The organism is Shewanella sp. 10B (genome assembly GCF_023475885.1).
Lineage (GTDB): Bacteria > Pseudomonadota > Gammaproteobacteria > Enterobacterales > Shewanellaceae > Shewanella > Shewanella mangrovisoli.
Window position 1 is genome coordinate 1,305,910 of record NZ_JAMDJO010000001.1, and the last position, 26,956, is coordinate 1,332,865.

18 protein-coding genes are annotated in these 26,956 nt (G+C 49.5%); 7 read left to right on the plus strand and 11 right to left on the minus strand.

Going from position 1 to position 26,956, the window contains the following annotated elements; all coding sequences use genetic code 11:
• Positions 1–93: 93 nt before the first annotated feature.
• The 3 genes from M0415_RS05560 to M0415_RS05570 all read left to right on the plus strand — a co-directional run bounded on the left by M0415_RS05560 (position 94) and on the right by M0415_RS05570 (position 3,843).
• Positions 94–2,205, plus strand: a complete 2,112-nt coding sequence (locus M0415_RS05560) for a glycoside hydrolase family 97 protein (protein WP_249555103.1) — start codon at positions 94–96, stop codon at positions 2,203–2,205.
• A gap of 267 nt (positions 2,206–2,472) precedes the next feature.
• Positions 2,473–3,357, plus strand: a complete 885-nt coding sequence (locus M0415_RS05565; RefSeq protein ID WP_249555101.1) for a helix-turn-helix domain-containing protein — start codon at positions 2,473–2,475, stop codon at positions 3,355–3,357.
• A gap of 36 nt (positions 3,358–3,393) precedes the next feature.
• Positions 3,394–3,843: a carboxymuconolactone decarboxylase family protein gene (locus M0415_RS05570; protein WP_249555099.1), complete on the plus strand. Its 450-nt coding sequence runs from the start codon at positions 3,394–3,396 to the stop codon at positions 3,841–3,843.
• A 250-nt stretch (positions 3,844–4,093) separates the two neighbouring features.
• Here the strand turns inward: M0415_RS05570 and M0415_RS05575 are convergent, their stop codons facing one another.
• The 3 genes from M0415_RS05575 to M0415_RS05585 are packed head-to-tail and all read right to left on the minus strand — an operon-like array spanning position 4,094 to position 5,454.
• A complete protein-coding gene (locus M0415_RS05575) occupies positions 4,094–4,609 on the minus strand; it encodes a hypothetical protein (RefSeq protein ID WP_249555097.1) in 516 nt (171 codons plus the stop codon).
• A 47-nt stretch (positions 4,610–4,656) separates the two neighbouring features.
• Complete coding sequence (locus M0415_RS05580; protein ID WP_249555096.1) at positions 4,657–5,133, minus strand: GNAT family N-acetyltransferase; 477 nt, start codon at positions 5,131–5,133, stop codon at positions 4,657–4,659.
• Positions 5,134–5,160: 27 nt separating this feature from the next.
• Positions 5,161–5,454 carry a YciI family protein gene (locus M0415_RS05585; protein WP_249555094.1) on the minus strand — a complete coding sequence of 98 codons (294 nt, stop codon included), beginning with the start codon at positions 5,452–5,454 and terminating at the stop codon, positions 5,161–5,163.
• 750 nt (positions 5,455–6,204) lie between these two features.
• Between M0415_RS05585 and M0415_RS05590 the strand changes: the two genes are divergently transcribed.
• A complete protein-coding gene (locus M0415_RS05590) occupies positions 6,205–7,800 on the plus strand; it encodes an MFS transporter (protein ID WP_249555092.1) in 1,596 nt (531 codons plus the stop codon).
• A 116-nt stretch (positions 7,801–7,916) separates the two neighbouring features.
• Positions 7,917–10,430 carry a glucan 1,4-alpha-glucosidase gene (locus tag M0415_RS05595; RefSeq protein WP_249555091.1) on the plus strand — a complete coding sequence of 838 codons (2,514 nt, stop codon included), beginning with the start codon at positions 7,917–7,919 and terminating at the stop codon, positions 10,428–10,430.
• A 217-nt stretch (positions 10,431–10,647) separates the two neighbouring features.
• Here M0415_RS05595 and M0415_RS05600 read toward each other — a convergent pair whose 3' ends face one another.
• A complete protein-coding gene (locus tag M0415_RS05600; RefSeq protein ID WP_249555089.1) occupies positions 10,648–11,460 on the minus strand; it encodes an AraC family transcriptional regulator in 813 nt (270 codons plus the stop codon).
• Positions 11,461–11,539: 79 nt separating this feature from the next.
• Here M0415_RS05600 and M0415_RS05605 point away from each other — a divergent pair, with 79 nt between their 5' ends.
• Positions 11,540–12,928 carry an SLC13 family permease gene (locus M0415_RS05605; RefSeq protein WP_249555087.1) on the plus strand — a complete coding sequence of 463 codons (1,389 nt, stop codon included), beginning with the start codon at positions 11,540–11,542 and terminating at the stop codon, positions 12,926–12,928.
• A gap of 183 nt (positions 12,929–13,111) precedes the next feature.
• Here the strand turns inward: M0415_RS05605 and M0415_RS05610 are convergent, their stop codons facing one another.
• From M0415_RS05610 to M0415_RS05640, 7 genes are all read right to left on the minus strand, one after another.
• The gene (locus M0415_RS05610; RefSeq protein WP_249555085.1) at positions 13,112–13,741 is read right to left on the minus strand and encodes a PqiC family protein; all 630 of its coding nucleotides are present in this window, start codon (positions 13,739–13,741) and stop codon (positions 13,112–13,114) included.
• Between the two features lie 2 nt (positions 13,742–13,743).
• The gene (gene pqiB, locus M0415_RS05615; RefSeq protein ID WP_249555083.1) at positions 13,744–15,396 is read right to left on the minus strand and encodes an intermembrane transport protein PqiB; all 1,653 of its coding nucleotides are present in this window, start codon (positions 15,394–15,396) and stop codon (positions 13,744–13,746) included.
• 22 nt (positions 15,397–15,418) lie between these two features.
• On the minus strand, positions 15,419–16,702 hold the full coding sequence (locus tag M0415_RS05620) for a PqiA/YebS family transporter subunit (RefSeq protein WP_249555081.1): 1,284 nt from the start codon (positions 16,700–16,702) through the stop codon (positions 15,419–15,421).
• Between the two features lie 118 nt (positions 16,703–16,820).
• Positions 16,821–18,290 carry an efflux transporter outer membrane subunit gene (locus M0415_RS05625; RefSeq protein ID WP_249555079.1) on the minus strand — a complete coding sequence of 490 codons (1,470 nt, stop codon included), beginning with the start codon at positions 18,288–18,290 and terminating at the stop codon, positions 16,821–16,823.
• 2 nt (positions 18,291–18,292) lie between these two features.
• Positions 18,293–21,400 (minus strand): efflux RND transporter permease subunit, encoded by a 3,108-nt coding sequence (locus M0415_RS05630; RefSeq protein WP_249555077.1) that lies wholly within the window; start codon positions 21,398–21,400, stop codon positions 18,293–18,295.
• The gene (locus tag M0415_RS05635) at positions 21,397–22,506 is read right to left on the minus strand and encodes an efflux RND transporter periplasmic adaptor subunit (RefSeq protein WP_249555075.1); all 1,110 of its coding nucleotides are present in this window, start codon (positions 22,504–22,506) and stop codon (positions 21,397–21,399) included. Before M0415_RS05635 ends, M0415_RS05630 begins: the two co-directional genes overlap by 4 nt.
• Positions 22,507–22,591: 85 nt before the next feature.
• The gene (locus M0415_RS05640) at positions 22,592–23,497 is read right to left on the minus strand and encodes a LysR family transcriptional regulator (protein WP_088211445.1); all 906 of its coding nucleotides are present in this window, start codon (positions 23,495–23,497) and stop codon (positions 22,592–22,594) included.
• A gap of 771 nt (positions 23,498–24,268) precedes the next feature.
• On the opposite strand from M0415_RS05640, the gene M0415_RS05645 reads away from it, so the two are divergent.
• Positions 24,269–26,953, plus strand: coding sequence for a TonB-dependent receptor plug domain-containing protein (locus M0415_RS05645; protein ID WP_249555073.1), 2,685 nt, complete (start codon positions 24,269–24,271; stop codon positions 26,951–26,953).
• The last annotated feature ends 3 nt before the right edge of the window (positions 26,954–26,956 follow it).

The window sequence follows — 26,956 nt, forward strand, 5'->3', positions numbered from 1 at the left end:
AATGGTGAATACGTATGCAAACCATTGCGAGCAAAAACCCATCGCCACTAGTATGCATTGACCCATATTCACTATAAAAACAAGGATCAGGGAATGTTCAGCAATCCTCTTACCCACGCACGCCACATCAACTCGCCAACGCGAAATAGCCGCCATTGGGCCGCCAGCCTATTTACGCCCAGCTTGCTAGCACTCAGCATTGGCAGCCTGCTCAGCACCAGTGCCACAGCACAGACCCTCAACCTAAGCTCTCCCGATAAACAAATCGTCTTGAGTCTGAGTGATGATACTGGCCGCCCCGAATACCAAATCCATTTTCATGGCAAAACCATTATCGAACCGAGCCGCTTAGGCTTAGTCTTTGCCTCTCTGGGGGAATTAGGCCAAGGTCTACGCATCAAATCGAGTAACAGCGCCAGCGCCGATGAAAAATGGCAGCAACCTTGGGGTGAGCAAGAGTGGATTAAGGATCAACACAATCAACTGAGCGTGGTATTAACCGACGGAAAAATCGACTTAAACCTCGAGTTTAAAGCCTTTGACGATGGCATCGGCTTTCGTTATCACTTAGCCGCTCAAAACGCCCTGCCAGCTGATACATCGCTTGCCATTACAGATGAACTCACCGAATTTAATATTGGTCAGAGCGATAAGGCCACCGCCTGGTGGATCCCTTCTCGTGGATGGAACCGCTACGAATATCTGTATCGCACCAGCGCGCTCAATCAGGTCGACCGCGCCCATACTCCTTTTACCTTTAAACTGGTCGATGGCACCCATTTAAGCATTCACGAGGCGGCGTTAGTGGATTTTGCCTCGATGACCCTCGATCAACAGCGCGATGGCAAGCTCAAGGCCGATCTTACCCCTTGGTCAGATGGTATTCGCGTTAAAACCCAAGCGGGCTTTTATACTCCATGGCGCACCATTCAAATCGCCGACAAGGCCACGGGACTGCTTAATTCGCACCTTATTCTCAACCTGAATGAACCCAATAAATTGGGGGATGTCTCTTGGGTTAAACCGGGCAAATATGTCGGTATTTGGTGGGGTATGCACCTCAATGAAAACACTTGGGGCTCGGGCCCTACACACGGCGCAACTACTAGCGAAACAGAGCGTTATATGGATTTCGCCGCCAAGTACCAGTTTGATGGTGTTTTGGTTGAGGGTTGGAACCAAGGTTGGGATGGTGATTGGTTCCATAATGGCGATCAATTCAGTTTTACCAAGGCCTATGATGATTTCGATTTACCCGCCATTACCGCCTACGGCGCGAAAAAAGGCGTGCGCCTGATTGGTCACCATGAAACCGCAGGTTCAGTAACCCATTACCGTAATCAAATGGATGATGCCTTCGCCCTGTATGAAAAACATGGCGTGACCCAAGTCAAAACTGGTTATGTGGCTGACGGTGGACAAATCAAACGCATCGATGAGAACGGTATTACCCGTCACGAATGGCACGATGGTCAGTTTATGGTTGGCGAATATCTGCACAGTGTTACCGAAGCCGCCAAGCACCATATCAGCATCAACAGCCATGAGCCGATTAAAGATACTGGGCTTCGTCGCACCTATCCGAACTGGCTTGCCCGCGAAGGCGCACGCGGACAGGAATACAATGCCTGGGGCAGTCCTCCAAATAGCCCAGAGCACACCGCCATGCTGCCCTTTACCCGCATGCTGGCAGGCCCAATGGATTTTACCCCGGGGATTTTTGACTTAGCGCCTAAGGGCTTAGATGCCGAAAACCGCGTGCAAACCACCTTGATGAAGCAGCTTGCCCTGTATGTGGTGCTCTATAGCCCAATCCAAATGGCCGCCGACTTACCGCGTAATTATCAAAAACATTTAGATGCTTTCCAGTTTATCCGTGATGTGCCAACAGACTGGTATCAAAGTATCGCACTGGCTGGCGAAGTGGGTGATTATGTGGTGTTTGCCCGCCAAGCCAAGGATCAAAAAGATTGGTACTTAGGCGCGTTGACTGATGAAAATGCCCGCGAGGTGAAGGTGAAACTGGATTTCCTCGACCCAAACAAACGCTATCAAGCACAGATCTACCGTGATGGCGCAAAAGCCGATTGGAAAACCAATCCCTACGATTATGTAATTGAAACCAAAGAGGTCAGTACCAAAGATAGCCTGACATTACAGTTAGCCAGCAGTGGCGGCACAGCGATCCGCTTTAAAGCGCTGTAAACTCAAGCGCTAACATGCACGTTTAAAAACCTCGAGCGACAGTCACTATTGCGACAGTGACTATTGCTACAGCAATCGAAGCTAAAGTGGTCATTACAATAGTCACCAAGAAGCCCTTCTTGGTGACTGTTTTTTATTATTGAGTTGCTTAGTTTTAGTTACAGCGTTTGGGCAACCGTTGGCGGATTTCATTTGAGCAGGACCACGACCCTCCACTAGGATGCAAATCATCGAAAGTTAGCTTAAGCTAAACTCCCTCAATGCTTAATGGTGACGACCTTGCGATACACGGCCAATGAACTCGAAATGCGCAGTTTTAAGCGTTTTGAGACCCAATTTGCCCACTTAGGCTTTAATCATTTTCAAGCCATTGCCCCACTGCGCCCTTGGGTACAGCGCTATTTTCATTTGCGTGTCGCGACGGATTTACTTGAGCCAATCGACCAAACCTTCTATCCCGATGGTGGCACAAGCCTGCATTTTTATTTGCCATCGCCCGGCATTGGCGACGCGCCTTCGGTGTATTTTTACTCGGGCCAGCAGCGGCATTGTCACAGCTTCGCGCGAGGTACCGAGCAAATTACGGTGCGTTTTCAGCCCGGTGGCGCCTTCCATTTACTGGGGGTTGAACTTGCCACCATGCAGGTCGATACAACAGCAAGCGTTATCGATGTGACCCAGTGGCCCATCGTTGGTTTAACAACGCTCTTATACCAACTCGTTGATACGCCCAAGCCAAGCCAGCGTATCGCCCTTGTGGAACACTGGCTATTGCAACGAGCGCAGCTATTAGACTTAAGCTTATCGACGCGCATGAGCCTAGTCCCCGCAACTCTGCCTCAACTCATTCAAACCCAAGCCAATTTGGAGACCTTTTACGGGCAACTCCCCATGAGTCGACGCCAATTTGAACGCAAATTTAAGCAGGAAACGGGTTTATCGCCTGCACAGTTATTGCAGCTGAATCGAGTGAAAATTGCCCGCAACCTATTGAGTCAATCGCCGTCGCTTAGTCTCGCGCAGGTGGCCTTCGATTGTGGATTTTACGATCAAGCTCATCTACATCAGCATTTTTTACGGGTGATGCAGCAAACACCGGGGCAATATAAAAAACGCAAGATGTCGCAAATCTCCAATATAACGGCCGATTAATCCCTTAGATTCAAGCCTCAACTTACAGGAGGCTTTATGTCAGAACGTATTCCGCGCCAACAGATTTACCAACTCCAACCCGAGCTCGCCAAGGCACTCATTAGCCTAGATAAAGCAGCCGCTGGCTCGGCTTTTTCGCCATTATTGGTACATTTAGTCAAACTGAGGGCATCGCAACTCAATGGCTGCGCGTTTTGTCAGCGAATGCACGCCGAAGAAGCGCGCCACGACGGTGAAACCCAGCGCCGTTTAGATTTACTGGCCGCTTGGCACGAAGTGGATGATCTCTTTGATGCACGGGAGCAAGCGGCGCTGCGCTGGACGGAAACCTTAACCCGCGTCGCCCAATCGCCAGTGCACGACAGTGAATACGCCGCGCTCGCCGAGCATTATTCAGAGAAGGAGATTGTCGTTCTCACCAGCCTAATTATCGCCATTAATGGTTGGAACCGCATCGCGATCGCCTTCCATCTTCAGCCGCTCTAGCCGCGCTAAAATTATCGCAAGCCGGTTCTTCAAAGCCTACAAGGGCACCTACTCTGGTGCCCTCAATACTTGTACTCGCAGTAGTCATGTTTTGGCGAGTATCCAATATCTAACAGCATTGATTGGCTGACTCAGTCAGGTTGAATAAAAACTTGAGGTAGTAGTTTGAAATAGTTATTTGCGATAACAGTTTGATAAAGGAAAAGTTGATAGCGACTCACGCTCACGCTAGATAAGGAATTTTTGTAGCCTAGTGGCACTGTTCGGTCTTTAACCAGAGCATGGCTTCAAATTGGGGTGATGAGGATTGTGTCGTGATAAAAAACTTCTCGATATCGACTGAGGTGATACTTTCGCAGCGCCCTCTAAAATCGGCATTCATCTGCTTAACAAAATCTGAGGCGTGAACGGCTTCCTTAAATCCCTCCCGTAGGGTCACCACCTTGGGGTTATGCATATTGCCCGCCGAAGCCAAAGCATCGGCTAACTCCTGAGGGTAATGTCGCTGCAGATAAGTGTGCAACTCGTGCTGAAGACCATCGAACTGTGCAAGGGTTGACACTTGTACCGAGCGAATCCACACCGACTTGGGAACAGCGGCTATCACGTCTTTCAAGCTATCTACACCCGTGCTTGAGGCAAAAATCACCGCGTCATGATCAGCAAAATTTGTCTGCCACTTAAGTGGCTCAGCAACTGTGACTTCTGAAAACAGTGCGACTTGAGAGAACAGTGCGAATAAGACTGCCGTGAAATAACGTTTCATTCGAGATCCTTTCGATTTTTGATTACGTCCATAATCGTCAGCACGGCTTATAATTCCAGCGCTAATCGCAGCATATCCTTATGTTGTAATCCCTGTTCAAACAGAGGTTCGTCGTAATGGGTTAAGAAGTGATCTTTTATCACAGCCTCGACTCTAAACCCCAGTCGCTGATAATAAGTGAGTTGATACCCAAAGCTACCCGTACCCAACTCCACACGAACCACCGACTTTTTCGCCAATTCAGTTAAAACAAATGACAGTAACACAGAACCAATTCCCTGCCGCTGATAGTCAGGCCAAACTGCCATATTGAAGATTTCCGCAACCTTATCGCGAATTAGCTTAGCCACACACACGGCCACTATCTCACCTTTATGCTTGGCGGCAAAACACCAAGCATTATCCAAATAAGCTTCGATACTGGCAGTGGAAGGATCGGCCTCTAACAGTAAGGCCATAGGGACTTGTTGCGCAGGCACGCATTCAAGATCCACAGGCTGCGTTAAATCTTGGGTATATTCCATTATGTTTTTAGCTCGTATCCCTACCCTTTAAATCTGCTCAACTAAAGCTTCTAAACCTGCTGCGGCTCGAGTAGGTACAAACTCCACCACCTCAAATTCGGCCACCTCTTCGATATAGAAGGGGTCGAGTTTGACAATGGCTTCAAGCTCGGCGCGAGTATCCGCTTTGGCAAGGATCACTCCGCCAGTGCGGGGCACCTTACGGCCGGAGGCGATAAAGGTGCCCTTGGCATAATATTCATCGAGATAGGCAATATGAGCCGCCAAATGCAGTTCTACATCGGCCAGCGGTTTTTTGTAGGTTAAGGTGATAACAAACATAACGTTCCTTAAGGGCGTAATAACAAGCCAGAATAAATACTCAATTGCACTCGCCACACACGTCAATGGCAGCAAGTCGCCAATGGTCAGTAAAGTCTGGCGACATAGTGATGCATTATACTTTCGCTATCAATAGCCTAGAAAGATGAGTCTGTTGATTAAGCTGAAAATGATCCATGTACTTACCCACCAATTAGCAGATTTCAACATATTCCCCCTCATTACAACGCGAGTGAACCAATTCTAAGACGCTGCACTCACCCCCACCGATGTGATAGCTGGATACATCGAGGGTTTAAACCCATCCACGCCTCACGTAAAATCCACACACTATTAGTTACAGGGCTGTTTCGCTAGGGTTATCAAGGAATGATGAATACGTATGTAAGCGGTTGTGCGTCAATTGGCGCTGCGGCTACTATAAATTCGCTAGTTTCACCCTCTGCTTGTGGGGTTGAACACTGTGAGGTCGTTTCTGGTGGTTGCCTTTGAGGATAGCTGTCAGGCTTAGGTTCTTTTCTGCTACTGAGCATTTGCATCATAGCGTATGAAAATGAATTTATTGGCGAATATGCTTCTGAGGGAGAGGTATATTCGCCATTTTTTCACCCACACGGCCAAGCGCCAATGCACTTTTGTGGAAGCTAGCACAACACGCGTAAAACTGAGCAAAGGCCATTGAATAGGCCAAACATTATAACGATAAATGACTCAAGGCAGCCCCGCTGCCCGCTACTGAAGGGAAGTTGCATGTCCGCGGATCAACAAACGGTTACCCCATTAGAAAGTTTTTCGCCCAAGGTGGCGCAGCGCGCCGTGCATAAGGTACAACCCGAGCTCAATTTCTGGCAAATCTTCAATATGTGCTTTGGCTTTTTGGGGATCCAATTCGGCTTCGCCCTGCAAAATGCCAACGTCAGCCGCATTTTCCAAACCCTTGGCGCCTCTATCGATGATATTCCCATCCTGTGGATTGCCGCGCCGTTAACGGGTCTGCTGGTTCAACCTATTATTGGTTATCTGAGCGATAACACTTGGGGACGCTTAGGTCGCCGCCGGCCATATTTTTTAATCGGCGCCATTTGTACGACTCTCGCGATTTTTGTGATGCCGCATTCCCCGACGTTATGGATTGCCGCAGGCATGCTGTGGATTATGGATGCCTCAATCAATATCGCCATGGAACCCTTCCGTGCCTTTGTGGGGGATAATTTGCCTCCCAAGCAGCGCACCCAAGGCTATGCCATGCAAAGCTTTTTTATCGGCATCGGCGCGGTGGTGGCCTCGGCCCTGCCCTATGTTCTCAGTAATTTCTTTAATGTCGCCAATACCGCGCCCGCGGGCGAAATAGCCGATTCGGTGCGTTATGCCTTCTATTTTGGTGGCGCCGTGCTGTTTCTCAGTGTGGCTTGGACTGTTATCTCCACCAAAGAATATTCCCCCGATGAACTCGCCGCCTTCCATGGCAATGCTGACGCAGGCGCAGATGAGCAACAACACCGCACTCGCACCCATAAGAATTATCAATTTGCCGCTATCGTTTGGATAGCCGTAGGCGCACTACTGACGCTTGTGGTGTGGGCACTGGATTTAGATAAGCAGCTGTATATTTTAACCTTAGGAATTTTTGCCTTTGGCCCATTGCAACTGTACTGCGCCCTGCGTTTAGGCAAATCAACGCCCTCACAACGCGCGCAACTGGGCATTGTCTTTAATGTGGTCGACGATTTATTCCATATGCCAAAGGCCATGCATCAGTTAGCGATAGTGCAGTTTTTCTCTTGGTTCGCGCTATTTGCCATGTGGATTTACACCACCTCGGCGGTGACGTCCTACCATTTTGGCAGCAGCGATGTGTTGTCTAAGGCCTATAACGATGGCGCCGATTGGGTGGGTGTACTGTTCGCCTCCTACAATGGATTTTCGGCTATTGCGGCCCTGTTTATCCCACTGCTTGCTAAACGTATCGGCATCAAACTGACCCACACCTTTAATATGTTCTGCGGCGGTTTTGGCTTGATCAGTTTCTATTTTATCAAAGATCCCAGTCTGTTATGGCTGCCTATGATTGGCGTAGGTATCGCCTGGGCCTCGATTCTCTCCGTGCCCTACGCCATGTTATCCGGCGCCTTGCCGCCGAAAAAGATGGGCGTGTATATGGGGATCTTTAACTTCTTTATCGTGATCCCACAGCTGCTCGCCGCCAGTGTTTTAGGTTTGATCCTCAATGGTTTGTTTGAAGGTCAACCCATCTACGCCCTGATCACCGGCGGCGTTCTGATGCTCTGCGCCGGAATTGCCGTGCTCTTTGTTGAGCAACCGAATACTCAGCACACTCAAGTGTAAATCCTACAACTCTGCAAACTTGGCGTTTAGGCGTTTGGGCAACTCAACGCTAAGACGCATAACTTACAACAAGAATAAATCGCAATTAGCACCATCTATTGATTGGGGAGATTTTGATGAATATGGAATCAACAACAGTTAGCAGCTTTTCTGACCGCCGCGACTTAAGCCGTAAGCCGATTGCGCTTGCGATCGCCGCAAGCCTTATCGGCGTTGCCAGCTTAACAGGCTGCTCACCCTCGGCCCCCAATGCGAATACATCAACATCGACCATCGCCAAAGTCAGTGCCGCAAACGCACAAATTGCCCCCGGCGCCCCCGGCCAAGCGCCAACTTGGGCGTTCTCCGGTAAAACAGGCATCGGCACCTCCTATGAGCCTTATACTCAAGGGCAATATCAAGATAGCACCCAAAATCCCATCAGCCGCGTGTGGTTCTCCGTCGCGCAGGGGATTTTAACCGAAACCATGTACGGCCTTATTCACAATGCTCAGCTCAAAGAGTTGCAATTTGTGATCACCGGCAATGGCTTTGTCGATACCGAGAAAGACAACACGATCAGCAGCATGGAATACTTAGATACCGACGCTAATGGCCGCCCACAATCCTTGGCTTATAAGATTATCAATCGCGACGTTGAAGGTAAGTATCAGATAGAAAAACATATCTTTACCGATCCCGACCGCGATACGCTGATGATGCGCGTGACGTTTACCGCCTTTGAAGCGGGCATCACACCGCATTTATACGTTAACCCCCATATCGATAATGCGGGGGCGAATGATATTGGCAGAATCGGTCATCAAGCCCTTATCGCTCGCACCGCTGACCCACATAGCAGCGTGATGACGGTTAAATCCGATATCGATTTTGCGCAGGCGACCACAGGCTTTGTCGGTGTATCCGACGGTTTGGCCGATTTAGCCGATAACGGCAAGCTCGATACGCTGTATCAGGCCACCAGCAGCGCCGAAAATCCGACTCAAGGCAACATTGCCTTTACCGCCAGTTATCCCACACTCCAAGCTAATCAACCTCTTAATGTGAATTTGGCGATTGGTTTTGGCCATGATGAAACCAGCAGTTTAGCCAATGCCAACGCCAGCTTAACGGCGGGGCATGATGCGGTGCTGAGCCAATACAACGCCGGTTGGCACAGTTATTTACAATCGCTGCCTGCGATGCTTGCTATGGCGCAAAGCACCACAGATCATGGCAAACTGCTGTATACCAGTGCCATGGTACTCAAGGCGCAGGAAGATAAAACCTACGCTGGCGCCCTTATCGCGTCACTTTCTAATCCTTGGGGCGATACCGTCCCTGCTGTCACCCCCAGCACGGGCTACAAGGCCGTTTGGCCCCGTGACTTTTACCAATGCGCCATGGCATTTCTCGCCATGGGTGATACCCAAACGCCTAAAGTCGCCTTTGAATATCTTAAAAAGGTGCAAGTAAGCGATAAAACTCCAGGCTTTAACGGCACACCCGGTTGGTTTTTACAAAAGACCCATGTGGATGGCCAAATTGAGTGGGTGGGCGTACAGCTCGACCAAACGGCGATGCCGATCATGCTCGGCTGGAAACTCTGGCAGGCAGGTGTGCTGAGTCAAGCTGAACTGAGCCACTGGTATCAAGAGATGTTAAAAGCCGCGGCGGACTTTTTAGTTAGCGGCGGTGAGGTCAATCTCGACTGGAATCACACCCAAATTACGCCACCGAAAACCCAGCAAGAACGTTGGGAAGAACAAGCAGGTTATTCGCCCTCCACCACGGCCGCAGTGATCGCAGGCTTAGTGGCTGCGAGTGATATTGCCATGGCAGTAAACGACAGCGATGCCAGTCAGCGTTATTTAGCAACCGCCAAAACGCTTAATCAACAACTTGAAAAACACTTAGTGACGACCCAAGGTTTGCTCACGGATAGCCAAGGCATTAAGGCGCCTTATTATCTGCGATTAAGCCCGAATGGCGAACCAAATACCGCCGAGACACTCGCCGCCAATAATGGCCGTGCGGGACTCGATCAACGCCAGATCCTCGATGGCGGCTTTTTAGAACTGGTGCGCTACGGCGTACGTGGCGCAACTGATAAGCTCATCAATCAAAGCCTAGCGCTAGTGGATAACACTGAACTTGAGGACAATTTACGCCTCAAATACAGCTTTACTGCAAAAGATGGCAGTAGTGTGCCGGGCTTTAGACGTTACGGTAACGATGGCTACGGTGAAGATACCCTCACTGGCGCGAACTACGCCGAATCGGGCAGTAATAGCGACAACCAACGCGGCCGCGTCTGGCCCTTCTTCACCGGCGAGCGTGGGCATTTTGAGCTGGCCCTTGCCAGCGCTAAGGGAGAGCTAACGGGGGCAAACGCGCAGCAAACCAAACAGCAGCTTATCAATACCTATGTGCAAGGGATGGAAACCTTCGCCAACGCGGGTCTAATGCTCCCCGAACAAGCATGGGACGGTGTAGGTAACGCCACACGTTACCAATATCAACTCGGCCAAGGCACTAACTCCGCCACCCCGCTCGCCTGGACCCACGCTGAATATATCAAGCTGGTGCGTTCAATGAGCGACGGTCGTGTATGGGATAACTACCCTATAGTCCCAGAAGCGTTGAAATAAATCCTACTCGAGACAATCTAAATGTGTCCTTTAGTGCTGATTAGCGCTAAGGGATTCTGTTTAAGAACGCTTTTAAGGGACTATTTCTAAGGTCTATCTCTACGATCTAACCTTAAGAGCAATCTTAAGGAACTATCTTAAAGAACTATCTTTGCAGCTATTCAAAGAAGCCTGCTTGGTAGCCGTTAGATTGAGTACAAAGCGAGAGATAGTAATACTACCGTGTGGCTTGCACGCTTTTTTGGGCGTATTCCTGAGGCGTGCAACCAAATAAGACTTTAAATGCTGCGCTAAAACTACTGACACTTAAATACCCAAGGCTATGGGCCACGCTCGTCGTGCTCTCCCCTTGGGTTAACCGCTCAAGGGAGTTGAGTAATCGGTATCTTTGGCGCCATTGTCTATAGGTCTGCCCGGTTTCGGCTTTAAAGAGTCGTTCTATGGTTCTGATACTCGCCCCAGCGCCTTGGGCTAATTCGGCCAAGGTATATTCCGCCTGCGGTTTTTTGATCAACAGTTGGATCACTCGGCCAAGACGCGGATCCGAGCCCGCATTCAAATAGGTATTCACACTGTCGAGTGTATCTAGCTCGTCAATGGCACTTAAGCCCAAGCGGAAATACTTTGCGGGTTCCATCGAGGTGTTTTGACATAGCTTCAGCACCATTTCGCGCATTAGCGGCGTCATAGTAACCATCACCACCTGTGTGTCCTGCACTCTTACGCGATAACTGGGATCAATATACAAGTTGCGAAGATGGGCATGGGTTTCACAGTTAATTTGATGCCGGCAACCACTGGGAAGCCACACGGCATGGGTCGATGGCACCACCCAAACCGCATTATCGCTCTGAACCCGTAAAATTCCTTTTGCCGCCCAAAGTAACTGCCCCCGAGGGTGAGAATGGGGTTCGACGCCCATTTCGGCCTCAAGATTGCGCGCATTACTCAATACGGGACGATTTGCATCTAACGTGAACGCAAATTGGCTGGGCGCCAACATTGTCGCTTTAGAAATAACATCTGACACATTACCACCTTAAAACGCCATATTAACTGGGCTATCTTAGGCCGCAATATCAATGCCCGCAATATTAAGGTGATCCCCTATGGGTAAGTTAAGTATTAAAAAATGGCTGGTCTTTAGCGCCATGCTCGTCGCAGTCTTGCTGGCCATGTTTCCACTCCAGCAACACCCTGCACTTTTTTCCTACAGCGCATCGGTCGTACTCATCACCCTGCTATTTTGGAGCACCGGCTTTATTCCGCCCTTTATGGCGGGACTGATCTTTTTTGCCTTGGCCACCATTTTTAAACTGATCGATCCCAGTGCATTGTTTTCGGGATTCGGTTCGGCGGCGGTGTGGTTAATTATCTCTGGCTTTGTGATTGGCAGTGCTATTTCAGAGTCGGGACTGAGTCGCCGCCTCGCCGCCGTTATCGCCCCCGCGCTAACCATGAGTTATCCACGCGTGATTGCGGGACTGGTCATCAGCGCGATGCTACTGGGATTTGTGATGCCATCCTCCGTGGGGCGCGCGGTAGTGATGCTGCCCATCGGCATGGCCTTGGCCGAGCAGCTCGGATTTAGCCGTGGCAGCAATGGCCGGATAGGTATAGCAACCGCCCTAGCACTCGCCTGTAATATGCCAAGCCTTGCGGTGCTGCCCGCCAATATTCCCAACATGATTTTGGCCGGTGCGAGCGAAAACCTGTTTAACGTGCATTTTGGCTATGCTGAGTATCTGTTTCTGCACTTTCCAATTTTAGGTCTGCTCAAATCGGCCATTATCGTGGTGCTCGTGGTGTATTTGTTTCCGGCCAAGATTGATAAGACCCAGATGGCGGCAGCGACGGATATCGAAGCGTATGATGTGGTTAAACAAGTTAAGCTCGGGGTGTTACTCATCATTACCCTGCTATTTTGGATAACAGACTCATGGCATGGGATTAATCCGGCATGGGTGGGGCTAACGACCGCCATCATCCTCTTGCTGCCGAAATGGGGCATTATTGAGCCAAAGCGTTTTAATCAATCACTTGATTTTTCAACGGTTATCTTTGTTGCCGCCGCGCTAGGATTAGGCGCCCTAGTCAATCAATCTGGGCTCGGTAGCGCGCTCGGCCAAGCATTCAGCCAATACTTACCCTTGTCACAAGGCGCCTCTTTCCTCAACTTTATGTCCCTATCACTGATATCGACCTTAACCGGATTAGTGGCAACCGTACCTGGCGTGCCTACGGTATTAACCCCAATGGCTGCCGACTTAGCGAATGCGACAGGGTTTTCTCTCCCCGCGGTATTGATGACCCAAGTGATTGGCTTTTCGACGGTGATTTTCCCCTATCAAGCGCCGCCGCTTATTTTGGCGATGCAACTGTCGCAGGAGTCCCTCGCCCATCTGCTGAAAGTCACCTTACCCTTAGCGCTGATCACCTTATTAGTGCTGATGCCGCTCGACTACCTCTGGTGGCACTTACTGGGATGGATAAGCTAACTCTCCTCCCAGAAGCATTAATCGGTTTGCCCTAGGACAAACCTTAAGATAATGGCGACATTAAGCAATTTATACTTTGGCCACTTATGCAAAAGTTCATATGCCTGAGCTTAGGCAAAAGCTCAGCTTAATGTCGCCTTTAGCAGTGATTTTGCCTTATCACTGCCAACGCAATATTGTTGCCTATTGAGCTGATGGTAACTCAGCAGGCAGTAACAGAGCAGTATGCGGCGACGCCATTAAGCGGATATCTTCAGCAAGCTGCACCAGCCCATTATCTAGGCTGCTGACGAGAGCCGCATAACCTTCTTCAGGCAAAGAGACACGATATTGGAACGGTTGCTCACGCAGCACTTGCAGCATATTATCCATCAGGCGCCACTGCCCGCCCACAACAGCCTCACCTGTATAGCTGCCATAAAATTCAGTCACTATCAGGTCGAGTTGGACGGATTTCGCAGGACTATCGGTTGCTAAGGCCCATCTCGCAGATGCGCTGCATGACTGGCTTAGCAAATTGTTTAACCTCAATTGGATTTGCTCGGTCAAAGAACCTGCCCATAAATGCTGCCTTGCTACGACCAACTCCTGTGCTGAGGTTTGATAAATCAAACCATGGGTGTTGAGATAGTCAGCCAAGTTCACCCGATTAACCCTTAATGAGCACGGCTCGCCAGAACGGATAACGCCACGATGGGTATCCGTTGTACCTGAAACTGCTGAATGTTGCAGGGCGATAAAATAGGTTTGAGGTGCGGGCTGACTGCTACAGCCCGCCATCAAAAATGCAATGAATAACAGGAAAATACGCATAGTTAGTTATCTTTAACTGGGATGGGGTCCGCGGGCAGATCAGCCCCTAAAATAAGCGCGTTAGGCTTTTGATTCAGCTGGCGCGACAAGGGCGCTAATTCTTTCATTAAGGTTTGCAGTTGCTGCAGACTGGTCTGAAGTTCGGCATAAACGCTCGACTCTGGCCCATATCCCTTCGCCGTCAAGCTTACGGCTTTCAAGGTTTGCTGTATTTCTGCGGGCAGCGACATCATTTCTTGCTGCTGTAACACTTGGTCTAAGCTCGCGCCCACCTTATCCCATTGCGCCAATGCACTGGCGGTATTTTGTAGCGTGGAATTAACCTCTGAGAAGGTTTTTTCCAGCGGTAAGTTATTGAGCTTGCTGATAAGCTGCCCAACTTGCTTTTGGATCTCAGCCACACCCGCACGCTGCGTCGGGAATACCGGATAGCCCATAAAATCGGCGGTTTGATAGGGCTTAGCATCGGCGTATAAATCCAGATCGATAAACAAGGCACCCGTGAGTAAATTGCCGGTTTTCAGGCTCGCCCGCAGACCCGAGTGCAACTCTCGCTCGATTTCAGCGCGTAAATTGTCCAAGCCGACCTGTTCGGCATGCTCAAACACCCGCGCTAGTTCTATTTTGACCAATACGGGAATCGTGCCATGGCTAAAGCGACCAAAATGCGGATCGAGTTGCTGCAAAGTGAGCGGGGATTTCACCACTTCGCCTATGGTGATCCCTCGGAACTCCACCGTCGCACCATCGTGTAATCCACGAATAGACTCATCGAATAACATCACGAATTCTAAGTACTTGTCGTACACGCTCTGGCTCGCAAGCTCCTGCGAGTCATACAACCTAAAATCATGACCATTCTCTGTAATTTTGGCCCCCGCGAGGCGCCCTTCGGGAAAACGGAAACTCACACCACCAGAGAGCAAGGTTTCGAGTGACCCCACCTGCAGATTTAATCCTTTGGCTGAGAGCTGCATGTTAATGCCTGAGGTCAACCAAAACTGGCTGTTATCCCGAACGAGTTCATCGTAGGGTTTATTGATAAACAGCTGGTAAAAAGCTTCGCGCCGCTCGGTGTTAAAGCCTAAGGTTTCCACTCGACCGACTCTAAAACCTTCATACAGCACAGGATCGCCCACACTTAACTTACCGGCCTGCGGGCTAGTCAGGGTGATCCGCATGCCCTCCTCGTCGGCCGATGCCACTGGCGGATTATCCAGCACAGTAAATTCATACTGGGGCGTCGATGATTTCCCAGGCTCTAGCTCGATATAAGCGCCCGAGAGCAAGGTATCTAATCCCGAAACGCCTTCCATACCAATCCGTGGTTTCACCACCCAAAAACGTGCATCTTGCTTTAGCATACGTTTGGCATCGTTTGAAATCCGCGCCGTCGCCACTATGGCGCTGTAGTCATCGCTCAATTTTATGCTTTCTATCACCCCAACATTCACATTGCGGGATTTTAAAAAGGTTTTACCGACTTCTATGCCCTCAGCGGTTTTTAAATGCAGCTGGATTTCGGTCCCTAATTGGCTGAAATAGCTATACAACATCCAGCAGCCGATCAGGGCGGCGATGATAGGGATCAACCACACGGGCGAAAGCTGTCTAACCTTAGACTCTTTCGCTCGGATATTTTCATTATTTATCATGTTACTACTCATATTAAATGGGTCATTTTTCGCAGTTGTTGGTGCTGGATTGTCGCCACAGCACGCGAGAATCAAAGGCGATTGCCGACAGCATGGTTAAGATCACCACCATGGCAAAGGACAGTGCCGCAGGGCCGGGTTTAATCGCCATTAGCTCATCGAGCTGGACCAGTGCCGTGAGTAAGGCCACCACAAAAATATCAATCATCGACCAACGACCAATAAATTCAGTCACGCGGTATAGCTGTTGATTTTTAATGGCTTGGTCTGATGAATGAACCTTACCCGCTTGGCGGAACAAATAAGCCAGAGAAGCGATTTTGGCCGTGGGGATCACTATGCTGGCAAAGAAGATAATTGAGGCCACAGGGTAAGAGCCCAAATGCCATAACAGCACGACACCACTGATAATGGTTGACGCCTCGGTTTGGCCGACGCTGGTGGTGTACATAATCGGATAGAAGTTTGCCGGAATATAAAACACCGTTGCAGCGAGCAAAAATGCCCACGCGGCTTGCATACTGTTTGCGGGTAAGTACTTGTGCACAGCGCCAGCGCAGCGGCTGCATTCAGTTGCATTGATGGCATTTAACTGACCACAAATAGGGCAAACGCCATGATTCTGTTGCAGGTGCGACTCACCCACCCTCACGTACGGCGTTGCAACTCTCGGCGTTAATTGCTCCCATACCCATGAGCTGTCGACTAGGCTGACAAACTTCACTAGCAGCAAGGTATAAATGCAAAACGCCCAGAAAGACGGTCCAAAGCCGACTTCTGCCAGCGACAGAATTTTCACCATGGCGACTAAGATCCCCACAAGGAACACATCCGCCATCAACCAAGACTCAAAACGAAATACCCACTTGCTCCCACGTTTAAGCCAGCTCAGTTCAATCGTTTTGCCTTTTTGGACTAAATAGGCCTGCCGATAAATCAGCATTGCAAAGCTGATATACATCAGTGGCAAGATCACCACACACAGTAAGATCACCAAGGCCAACAGACTGTTACTGGCATAGTGCATACTGATCAGCGCCGACCACAGACTCGCCTTTTGGGATAAGCCCTGCACGCTAAAGGATAAGAAAGGGAACCCCAGACTCAGTCCTAGCATGATTAAAGTCGCGGCCCCATAGGCCCAAATCGGCTGAAAGGGAGTGGCCAACACAGACTGCAATCCATGCTGACATCTTGGGCAATGGGCACGATAGCCAGGCTGAGGCTCTGTGTAAGGCGTGACTAAACCACACTCCTCGCAGGCCTGTAACACGCCATCATGGCGGAAATAAATGTTCTGTGACACGGCAACTCCTCACTCTGGTCACGATTAAAGAGGATTATCAGCAACAAATATCTGCATGAAATCAGGCACCCCTGCCGCTGTAGTACCACCTAACGGCAAGAGCCCCCTCATACAATCTTTAATCTGCGGTGTTTGCCAGAGTCCAGTCGCCGCCCAATGCCTTATAAAGCGACACCACACTCGATGCCGTTTGTAGGCGGGCTAACACTTCCGCATCCTGCATATTGTTTTTCACATTCTGCGCAGTTAACACGCTCAAGTGATTTTCTAAACCGGCGCGATACAGCGAAGTCGCTTTTTGTACCGCAACCTCAGATTGCGCCTCTGCCTTTGCAATAAAGCGATGATATTGCTGATTATTGCCATAATGCTTTAGCACGGTTTCGACTTCATTGATGGCGTTATTCACCGCCTGCTGGTAGCTAAGCGCCGCAGTTTTAAAACCCGCTTCCTGTATTTCCACCATGGCTTGAGTGCGGCCACCATCGAAGACATTCCAGCTCACGCCTGCACCTAAAGCCCAAGTAAGCGAATCCGATGAGAAGAGATCGTCAATATGATCGGCCGATAATCCCGGTGCCCCCGTTAAGAAAAAGCTCGGATATTTAGCCGCAATTGCTGCCCCAAGCTCTTGGTTTTTGGCGGCCATTTCACGCTCGGCAATGGCAATATCTAAACGGCGTGTCAGTAACTCTGAAGGTACGCCCGTTGGGATTAACTCCGTCATTGCGGGTAATACCGCGGTGCTAAGGCGCCCTGACGTCTCATTGAGGTTTTCCCCGAGCAAAATCGCCAATCGATGCAAATGCGCCTGCTCGGCCGAACTTAACATGGGTAACATGGCCTCGCTGGCGGCAAGCGCCGCCTTGGCATTAGCGACATCCAGCGGCGAGCCATAACCATTGCGCTCCAAGGATTCCACCAAGGCCAAGACTTCGGCTTGTTCGGCAATGTTTTGCCTTGCGATCGCCATCCGCTCCTGCGTACCACGGTATTGCAGATAGTTATCGATAACCTCCGCCGTCATTAGGGTGGTCAGATTAGCGCGGTACAATTGCGCCTGCTCGGCGCGGATTTCTGCGGCCTGAGTTAAACTCGCGATTCGGCCAAACAAATCCGCTTCCCAAGCAATGGTCGCGCCCACGGTTGTACTGTTGGGGTCACGATTCATCAACTTAAGGTTGCCGCCACCCAAACCTGCGGGCAGATCGATACCTCCAACCGCACTGCCCATCAGCGGATCGTTTTCACTGATGCGCATATCGAGGTAGCCCGCGCCCACCGAAATGGTGGGTACTTTTAACGATGACACCGCCGCCTGATAGGCCCGTGCGGCGCGCACGCGCTCACTGGCGATCTGCAGACTAATATTCTGCTGCTGCGCCTTTGTCACCAGCGCATTGAGCTGAGGGTCGTTAAACTGACGCCACCAAGCTTGGTAAGCCAAGGCCTCTTGGCTCACGCCCTCCGTCGCCGCATTTAAATACAGCTCGCTGACTTTCACCTTTGGCGGTGCGTAATCAGGGGACATACTGCATCCGCCAAGCAAGCTTATTGCCGTAAAGGCCATTACTAGATGTTTATTCATGTTTAGGCCCCTTTGGCACTGCTAATAACCGATGGTGTGTTGTCCGTTTGAGCATCGAGTAATGCATCTTCCTCACGCTCTTCTCGACGATAAAAGAGTCGATACAAGGCAGGCATCACAAACAAAGACAGCACTGACGCTGCGGTCAAACCGCCAATAATGGTCGCAGCCATTTGGTCAAACAGTCTGTCGGTTAACAAGGGGATCATCCCCAGCGCCGTCGTCAGGGCCGCCATCGAAATTGCCATCGTACGGTTGAGCGTCGCCGCCTTAATCGCCTCGGCAATTCTGCGGCCATTGCGGCGTTCGAGTTCAATCTGATCCATTAGCACAATGCCATTTTTGATGATCATTCCCGACAGACAAATCATGCCGACGATCGCCATAAAGCCGAAGGGTTTGTCCAATAACAATAAACTCCAGACAATGCCTATCGCCGCCAATGGCAGAGTAATCATAATGATCAGCGGTTGACGGAAGGCGTTAAACATCGCCACCAAAATAATCACCATCAACAGGGTTGCCTTAGGATTCTGCTGCATCAAGTCGTCAATCGAGCGCTGCTCATCATAGTATTCACCGCCCCATTCCATCCGATAACCTTCGGGCAGCGCAATCGACTCGATATCTGCCGCAATGCTCTGGCGTACGTTCGATGCGGTATCGCCACTCACGCCCGCCTGAGCGGTGATCGCAGGTAAGCGATTGCGACGCCATACCATGCTTTCCTCACCTTTTATCTCAATACTCTCAACCACTTGCCCCATAGGTACGCTGTGTGTGCCGAGTAATGAACGCACGGGAATATTCTCAAAATGTTCCAAAGAGGCATCTGCGCTGCGCAATTTAATCGGGATCAAATCGTCACCGTGTCGCATAGTGCCAACATGGGTGCCTTCGGTGACACGATTGATGGCATTGGCAATATCTGTGCGTGTCACGCCAGCTAAACGGGCGGCATGCATATCCACCTGTGGGGTCATGACTTTGCTCTCTTGTCGCCAGTCATCGCGAACGTATTTTAAGTTCGGATGTTGGCGCATGATGTCCTTAGCCTGATTGGCTAAGCTATGCAGCACCTCGGGATCCGGGCCAATAAAACGCGCTTCAATCGAATATTTATCCTTAGTCGCCAGCTTTAACTCCCTAAATCTTGGCTCTGCATAGGGAAATTCCTTGGCTAACCAGGCATCGCCACGCTGCACTAAGGTGTCGATATCATCGAAACTACGCATATTGACGAGGATCTGCCCATAGCTCGCATCCAAAGGTTCAGGCTCGACCGTGACCGAGAACCGCGGTGCACTCTCGCCCACATAACTGGAGATACTTGCCACCTCAGGTTGCGCCAGTAACCAATGCTCGACCTTACGCATATCCTTCGAGGTCTGCTCGATACGCCCGCCATTGGGCAGCCAATAATCGAGGAACACGATGGCGCGATCGGACGACGGCATAAAATTCACTTTCAATAACGGCGCGACCAGTAAGGTACCCAGCAGTAAAGGCAGGGTAAAGAGAATGGTCTTCTTCGGGTTTTCTACAACCCACTCCACCGCTTGTTGATACATCAGAGCGTAGCGAGAAGGCGGTTTCGCATTTTCAGCATCGACTTCGCTGGTTTTTCCCAAGAAATACCAACACATCAGCGGGGTGACGACCATGGCAATAATCCATGAGAGCAGCAGCGAGCTACATAACACCTGCACAATCGAGAGAGAAAACTCCGCCGAGTCGGTTTGTGATAACAGCACGGGTGCCGTACCCATAGCGGCAATCACTGTCGCACCGAGGAGCGGCATGGCCATTTCTTTAATGCTGTCGATAACCGCCTGAGTACGCTCTATGCCCTGCTTGATCTTGGCTTGGAACAGATCGACGATCACAATGGCATTATCCACCAGCATCCCTAGCGCTAATACAAAGGAGCCGAGGGAAACCCGCTGCAAATCGACGCTAGTTAGATTCATATAAATCAAGGTGAACAAAATAGTGAGCAGCAGACTCACTCCCACAATCGCGGCGCTGCGCCATCCCATAAAAATCAGCAGCACGACAACCACAATCACCACACTCTCAATTAAGTTAACGATAAAGTTGTTAACCGACTTTTGAACTTCTTCCGGTTGATAGGCTATCACCCCAATGCCCGCACCATCCGGTAACTTGGCTTGATAATCAGCCAGCACCGCCTTTAAGGTATCGCCGATGCTGACCACGTTTATGCCATTCACTGGGCTGACGGCCAACGTAATCGCCTGTTGGCCGTTATAGCGGCTGAGTGTTGAGGCAGGATCTTGATACGCCATAGTCACATCGGCAATATCCCCCAAACGGATCACCGCCGATTGCAGCCCATTTAAGCCAGTCTGAATGCTGAGATTGCGAATATCCTCAATACTTTTAAAGGTATCACCCTGTTCCACGCGTAGGTTTTCGATGCCAAGATCAAAATCTCCCGCCACAATCGGCATATTCTGGCTATGCAATTGCTCAATCAATTGAAGCATGGTGAGGTTAGCTTCCGCCAAACGCTCCTCCGAGATGCGGATGTTCACCTCCTGCTCGTTAATGCCGTTCAGCTGAACTTTTTTCACCCCATCGACGGCTTTAATACGGCGCTGCAATTCCCGCGCATGGTCCTTCAATTCCGCCATTTCCATATTGTCGCCATAGACAGCGAACAGCATGCCGTAGACTTCAGAGAATTCGTCTTGAACTATACTGATCTGCGCCTGTACGGGCAGCTCTAATTTGACGTCTTCCACTTTACGGCGCATCAAATCCCACTGTTGTGGCAAGGCCTCCGAGTTCACTTTTTCCTTCAGATCGACAAAGATCATCGAACTCCCCGGACGGGAGAGTGAACGTAACTTCCAGAGGGATTCCATCTCCTCGAGCTTAGTTTCAATTTTATCGGTAACCAACTGCTCGACTTCCTTGGCATTCGCGCCGGGATAGAGGGTCACAATCACCGCACTTTTTACGGTAAAAGACGGATCTTCCAGCTTGCCTAAGTCGAAGTAGGAATAAATCCCCGCGATGATCGACAGCACAGTGAAGAAAATAACGAAGGTTTTTTGCCTTAGCGCAAAGGTTGAAAGACTCATGATTTAACCGACGCCCCATGCAAAATGGTGACGGCTTGGCCTTCTTCGACAAAAGCGCCGCCTGCAATCACGATTGACTCACCAGAGGTTAAGCCGCCAGTCACGCATAAAGAATCGTCGGTCTGACTCACTGATTCCACGGGAGTCGCACTCACATGCTCGGCAATGACGCGATTGACATAAAGTTGACTCTCGCGGCTCGTAACCGCCATGGCAGGAATACAATAGATAGGTTTATCACTGGCATAAGGTAGAGCGACGTCCACACTCACCGCCTTGCCCGCGACTAACTGTTTTGGAACATGCGCTAGGTTAAAGGTCACCTCATAGGTGCGCTTTAGGCGATCGGGCACTGACGCGATTTTGGCAACCACTGCAGGTACAGCTTCAGTACCCTTAAACCAAGTCACTTGGCCTTCGGTGCCAAGTTTTAGGTTCCAGATCTGGCTCTCGGGGACATCCACTACCGCATTGAGTCGTTCGGGGCGATGAATGGTCAGGATTGTTGTGCCAACATTCACTTGCTCATGTTGTTCGACAAAGGTTTTACCCACCACACCGTCATAGGGCGCGGTCAGCTCAGTGTAACGCAGGGCATCCTGGGCTTTTTTCAGCGACTGGCTGACTAATTCGACGCCCGCTTTCGCGCGCGCTTCGGCGGCCATGGCACGGTCTAACTTCACACTAGCAATCGCGCGGTCATTAATCGCACTTTTAACCCTTTGCAGTTCGATTTTTGCTAATTGATGGGCGGTTTTAGCCTCATCCAACTTAGCAGTCAGCTCCAGAACACTGACTTGAAAATCATGGGGATCGAGCCTTGCAATCACTTGTCCCTTGGTAACCTCTACTCCTTCTTCGGCCAACAATTCAGCGAGTACGCCTTGGACTCGGAAGGACAAATCCGCACGATTCTCCGACTCCAACACGCCGCTAAACTTGTAACCTTTATCCGTGACAGGTGCGGGTAGTTCCATCACTTGTACTAACGGACGTTTTGAGGTTGTGAGGGTTTGGTCTTCACTGCTGCCACAGCCTGCGAGCACTAATGCAATGCCCGCACAACACAAACCCGTTCCGATTTTGATTGGTTTTACTCTGTTCACCACAATTTCCTGTAACTAGGACTAAGGCGGCACAGAGTAAAGGAGGTGAATTTATTGGACAATAATCAAAAAAGGTACATCAATGTCACGAATTTTGTGACAATGTGACATCCGGTGTCTTACTCGCCTCATGAATTAAGCTATCGATCAGCAGCCGAGCCGCATGGGTCATGCCTTTGCGGCTAGGATAGACTAACCAGGCATCGTCAACGTAAACCTCATATTCGGGTAAAACTTCAACCAAATTACCCAATTGCAAGTGTTCAACCACACTTAATTCGGATAATAAACTGATCCCAGCACCACTTAAAATGGCATGACGAATATATTGGCTACTGTTAGAAACCAGTCGACTTTTTACTCGATATTCACCTAAATTAAATTTCCAACGATCTTCTAATTCACCATTTTGTAAACGATAGATCATTAATGCATGTTGACTGAGATCATCCAGCGATGTTGGCATACCATGGGCAGCAATATAATCAGGGCTTGCATATAATTTGCGACACACGCGCATTAACGGTCGAGCGACAAAAGAATTATCTTTGATATTCCCGATATGAATACAGGCATCCAAACCATAATTTAAAATATCGTGATACCCAAGATTACTCACATGGGTTTCTAAGGTAATAAGAGGGTAATTTTTTAAAAAGTCCTGCAATAAATGATGGGTCACAACATCGGCATCGCCAACTAAACCTAGCTTGACCGATCCCGTTGGCATATTGCGTTGATTTTTGACCGACTCATTCAGGGATTCAAGCCTTGGAATAATCTCCATCAACTGCTGGTGGTAGTTTTCGCCTGTGGGTGTCAGCGACAATTGGCGTGTCGTGCGGGTAAACAGTTTAGTCCCCAGATCCGCCTCTAACTCACCGATACGGCGACTGACCGAAGCCCGCGGGATCCCAATCGAACTGGCCGCGGCAGCAAAACTGCCTAACTCTACAACCAACAAAAACAGCCTAAGATCATTAATTCTCACATTCACCTCGTTCTATTTGCCCGCCATCAGCGCAGCGCTCTCGTGACGATCCGCTAGCCTCGAATCTTATCGCCGCAATGCTGCTCACTATACAGGATAGCAAATTGATTTATCGACCTTTTGCATCTCGCTAGATCAGGATAAGGCGTGAGCAATAAAACAGCCTTTTTAGAAGCGGTAAATTGACCGGATAATATTTAAGCAGGTTAAGAATAAAACGACTAGTTTAGACACAATATCAACACCACTAAATACAACCTATCTTTATTGGTGACAGGATGTTTCAAATTCCTCGATAAATGCGACTATTTTAAAACTGAGAGTTTTGAAATGTAGAACTTTGACCATTCTGACAAAAATAAAATGTTAAATTATATTTTTAAGACTTATTTAAGGTTTATTTTTAAGCACTTACTAACGTTTATTTAATTTACAACTTCAACACTCACCTGACACAGATCACATTATTTAAAACTACTTACCCTCGACTCTTTAATAATAGAATTGACATTGTAAAGACAATGTTTAGTTACATTGAGATACATCTAGTTATTTTCGCTCGCCATACCGCCATTCTTTATTTTTCAGCACACTTAATTAGCCTTTTAAATATTACAAATGCAACAGTGTTGCAGCTATTGAATAACAAATAAGCGGTTGATATTAAAGTTGTTAATGATAATTTTCCGGCTATGGAGGGCAGTTGCAAATAAATATAAGCCATGATGAAAACCTTCCTGATCATCACGGCATAACAAAGGGAATGAAAATATGACTACGCAAACAACCGTGGCACGCGCGGTTCGTTTTAGTTTACTCGCTTTAGTATCAACATCCTTATCTCCGTTGGTATTTGCCGCCGATGAAGCGGCCGTTATCGATGATAAAGTGGAGCGTATCGAAGTCACGGGTTCACGTATTAAACGTACCGATCTTGAAAATGCCTCCCCTATCGTGGTGGTGAGCGCTGCAGATATCGAAAAAGGCGGCTTTAACTCAGTGCAAGATGTACTAGGTAACCTGTCGCAAAACTCTGGCGGCTCTATGACCCAGCAGGAAGTGCACGGCTTTACCCCTGCGGCATCGGCCGTCAACCTGCGTGGTGTGGGCGCTGGCCGCGTACTGACATTAATCAATGGCAAACGTGTGCCTAAATATCCGTTTGGTGCTGGTGGTACAGACAGCTTTGTCGATACCGCCAACATTCCGTTAGGGGCGATTGAGCGCATCGAGATCTTAACCACGGGCGCTTCGGCAATTTACGGCTCAGATGCGATGGGCGGTGTAATTAACATCATCTTGAAAAAAGACGTTGAACAAAGCACCTTCAAATACCGTCACTCCGATACCTTCGATGGTGGTCTTCAAAATAACCAGTTCTCCTTTATGACGGGCGTGAGCAGCGATAAAGCGAACCTGACCTTCTTCGCCGAGTATGAAGACCGCCAAGCGTTAAAAGCCTCGGATCGTCCTGAATGGGGAACCGATATTGTTCCGGGTAACTACTATGCTGGTTACAGTTCCTATGGTGCAAATATCGTTAAAGATCTTGGAAATAATAGAACTGAACTGTTGAAAACATTATCAGTTGAGGACTGTGAAGCGCGTGGTTATCAAATGATGTCCAACGGCCGTTGTGGCTTCGATCGCTCCGCACAGCGCGACTTTTCGCCTGAGCAAAAACGCTATTCAACGATGATCAACCTCACCAAAGACTTAAACGACAATCATCAGCTGTATTCGCGCCTCGATTACACCCATGCCTCGACCTACACTGAAATTGAATCGGCAACGGTCGGTGAAGATTTTATGTTCAACGTATCGGGCAATAACGTCACTATCCTCGATGAACTCAATGGGTTATCCCAAGTTTTCGATAAAAATACCGCCTTCGGCGGAGATTTTGCTGGCGCTGCCGATGGGGACTATTACTACACTCGCCGTATGTCTGAGTTAGGTCCGCGCACCTCTGATTTTGAGACTAACAATTTCTCCTTCTTATTAGGCAGCAAAGGTTACCTCACCGATTCTATCGAGTACGACACCTCATGGTCGATTGCACGCCAAACGGTGGAATCCACCACCGCAGGCTCGCCAACCTACCAGAGCATGTGGAACTACCTCACCGCGGGCACAAACGGTAATTCGCTACTGGATGTGATCTCGGCAGAAGATGCCGCATTGCTGGATTTCCAAGGCGGCAAGAAGGGGCAATCCACCCTATCGAGCTTCAATGCGGGGATCAGTGGCGATGCCTTTGAATTACCAGCAGGCACAGTGGCTTATGCCGTGGGCGTCGAATACGGTAAAGAATGGTTCTACGATCAGTCCGATAGCTTCACCAGCAATGGTGGCGTGATTGGTAAAGGCGGCAGCAGCGCTCAAGGTGAACGTGAGCAATACGCAGGTTATGCCGAAGTCGCCGTGCCTGTGATCGAAAACCTCACCGTCACCCTTGCGGGCCGTTACGACTACTATGACGATTTATCCGATGTCGGCGGGCAATTCAGCCCACAAGTCGCAGTCGAGTATCGCCCGATTGATAATCTGTTGTTACGCGGTCTGTATGCAGAAACCTTCCGAGCGCCAGATATGCAACGCTTATTTGGTGAACCAACGGCAGCCTATAGCACAGTGATCGACACTCCAACCTGTGAGGCCGCGGGTGGCACGGGCCCAGCCTGTGAGAAGATTGACTCACTACCAATTACTATCGGTGCAAACCCAGAACTTGAAGCGGAAACCGGTAAAAACTATAACCTCGGTATGGTGTGGGATTATAACGATCTCAATTTAACCTTGGACTACTGGATTGTTGAAATCGATAACCTAGTCAATAGCCCAAGCGCCCAGTATATCTTGGATCACTCTGACGCCTTCGCCGATAAGATTTTCCGCGATGCAAGCGGCAAGCTAATTCAAGTAAATACTCAAGCCATCAACATGTCATCCCAAGAAACTTCGGGTATCGACTTCTCGGTGGGTTATCGCTATGAGACTTCAGGCTACGGCGATGTTACCGCCCGCTTAGAAGGCACCTATTTGCTGAAGTGGGAGGAGCAATTAACCCCAGATTCTGAGCCTTTAGATCTGATCGATGGTGACGGCTCTGCCCCGCAAATCCGCGGTAACTTAAATCTGGGTTGGAGCTACGATGACTTCGCTACCAACCTGCTGATCAAGTACACCGACAGCATGAATGGCCAGCGTAAAGAGGCATTCATTAACAATGGTTTAGCGGATAAATATGCCGTCACTATCGATAGCCATGTCGAAGTTAACTGGGCTGCCAGCTATATGTTAACCGATGCGATTAAGTTCTCCGGCGGGATTAATAATATCTTCGATGCGGGCCCAGAGATTGACGAAACCCAAAACTCTTGGCCGCATTACCCACGTTCTTACTACAACGTTGTTGGACGTGAATATTATTTAGCGGTAGAGATGAACTTCTAATCA

Excerpts from the sequence above, each read along its gene's own strand:
- M0415_RS05630 (WP_249555077.1), bottom strand. The coding sequence starts at position 21,400 with ATGAGTCTTTCAACCTTTGCGCTAAGGCAAAAAACCTTCGTTATTTTC.
- M0415_RS05595 (WP_249555091.1), top strand. The coding sequence starts at position 7,917 with ATGAATATGGAATCAACAACAGTTAGCAGCTTTTCTGACCGCCGCGAC.
- M0415_RS05580 (WP_249555096.1), bottom strand. The coding sequence starts at position 5,133 with ATGGAATATACCCAAGATTTAACGCAGCCTGTGGATCTTGAATGCGTG.
- M0415_RS05585 (WP_249555094.1), bottom strand. The coding sequence starts at position 5,454 with ATGTTTGTTATCACCTTAACCTACAAAAAACCGCTGGCCGATGTAGAA.
- M0415_RS05560 (WP_249555103.1), top strand. The coding sequence starts at position 94 with ATGTTCAGCAATCCTCTTACCCACGCACGCCACATCAACTCGCCAACG.
- M0415_RS05570 (WP_249555099.1), top strand. The coding sequence starts at position 3,394 with ATGTCAGAACGTATTCCGCGCCAACAGATTTACCAACTCCAACCCGAG.
- M0415_RS05565 (WP_249555101.1), top strand. The coding sequence starts at position 2,473 with ATGGTGACGACCTTGCGATACACGGCCAATGAACTCGAAATGCGCAGT.
- pqiB (WP_249555083.1), bottom strand. The coding sequence starts at position 15,396 with ATGATAAATAATGAAAATATCCGAGCGAAAGAGTCTAAGGTTAGACAG.
- M0415_RS05605 (WP_249555087.1), top strand. The coding sequence starts at position 11,540 with ATGGGTAAGTTAAGTATTAAAAAATGGCTGGTCTTTAGCGCCATGCTC.
- M0415_RS05575 (WP_249555097.1), bottom strand. The coding sequence starts at position 4,609 with ATGAAACGTTATTTCACGGCAGTCTTATTCGCACTGTTCTCTCAAGTC.
- M0415_RS05590 (WP_249555092.1), top strand. The coding sequence starts at position 6,205 with ATGTCCGCGGATCAACAAACGGTTACCCCATTAGAAAGTTTTTCGCCC.
- M0415_RS05645 (WP_249555073.1), top strand. The coding sequence starts at position 24,269 with ATGACTACGCAAACAACCGTGGCACGCGCGGTTCGTTTTAGTTTACTC.
- M0415_RS05610 (WP_249555085.1), bottom strand. The coding sequence starts at position 13,741 with ATGCGTATTTTCCTGTTATTCATTGCATTTTTGATGGCGGGCTGTAGC.
- M0415_RS05625 (WP_249555079.1), bottom strand. The coding sequence starts at position 18,290 with ATGAATAAACATCTAGTAATGGCCTTTACGGCAATAAGCTTGCTTGGC.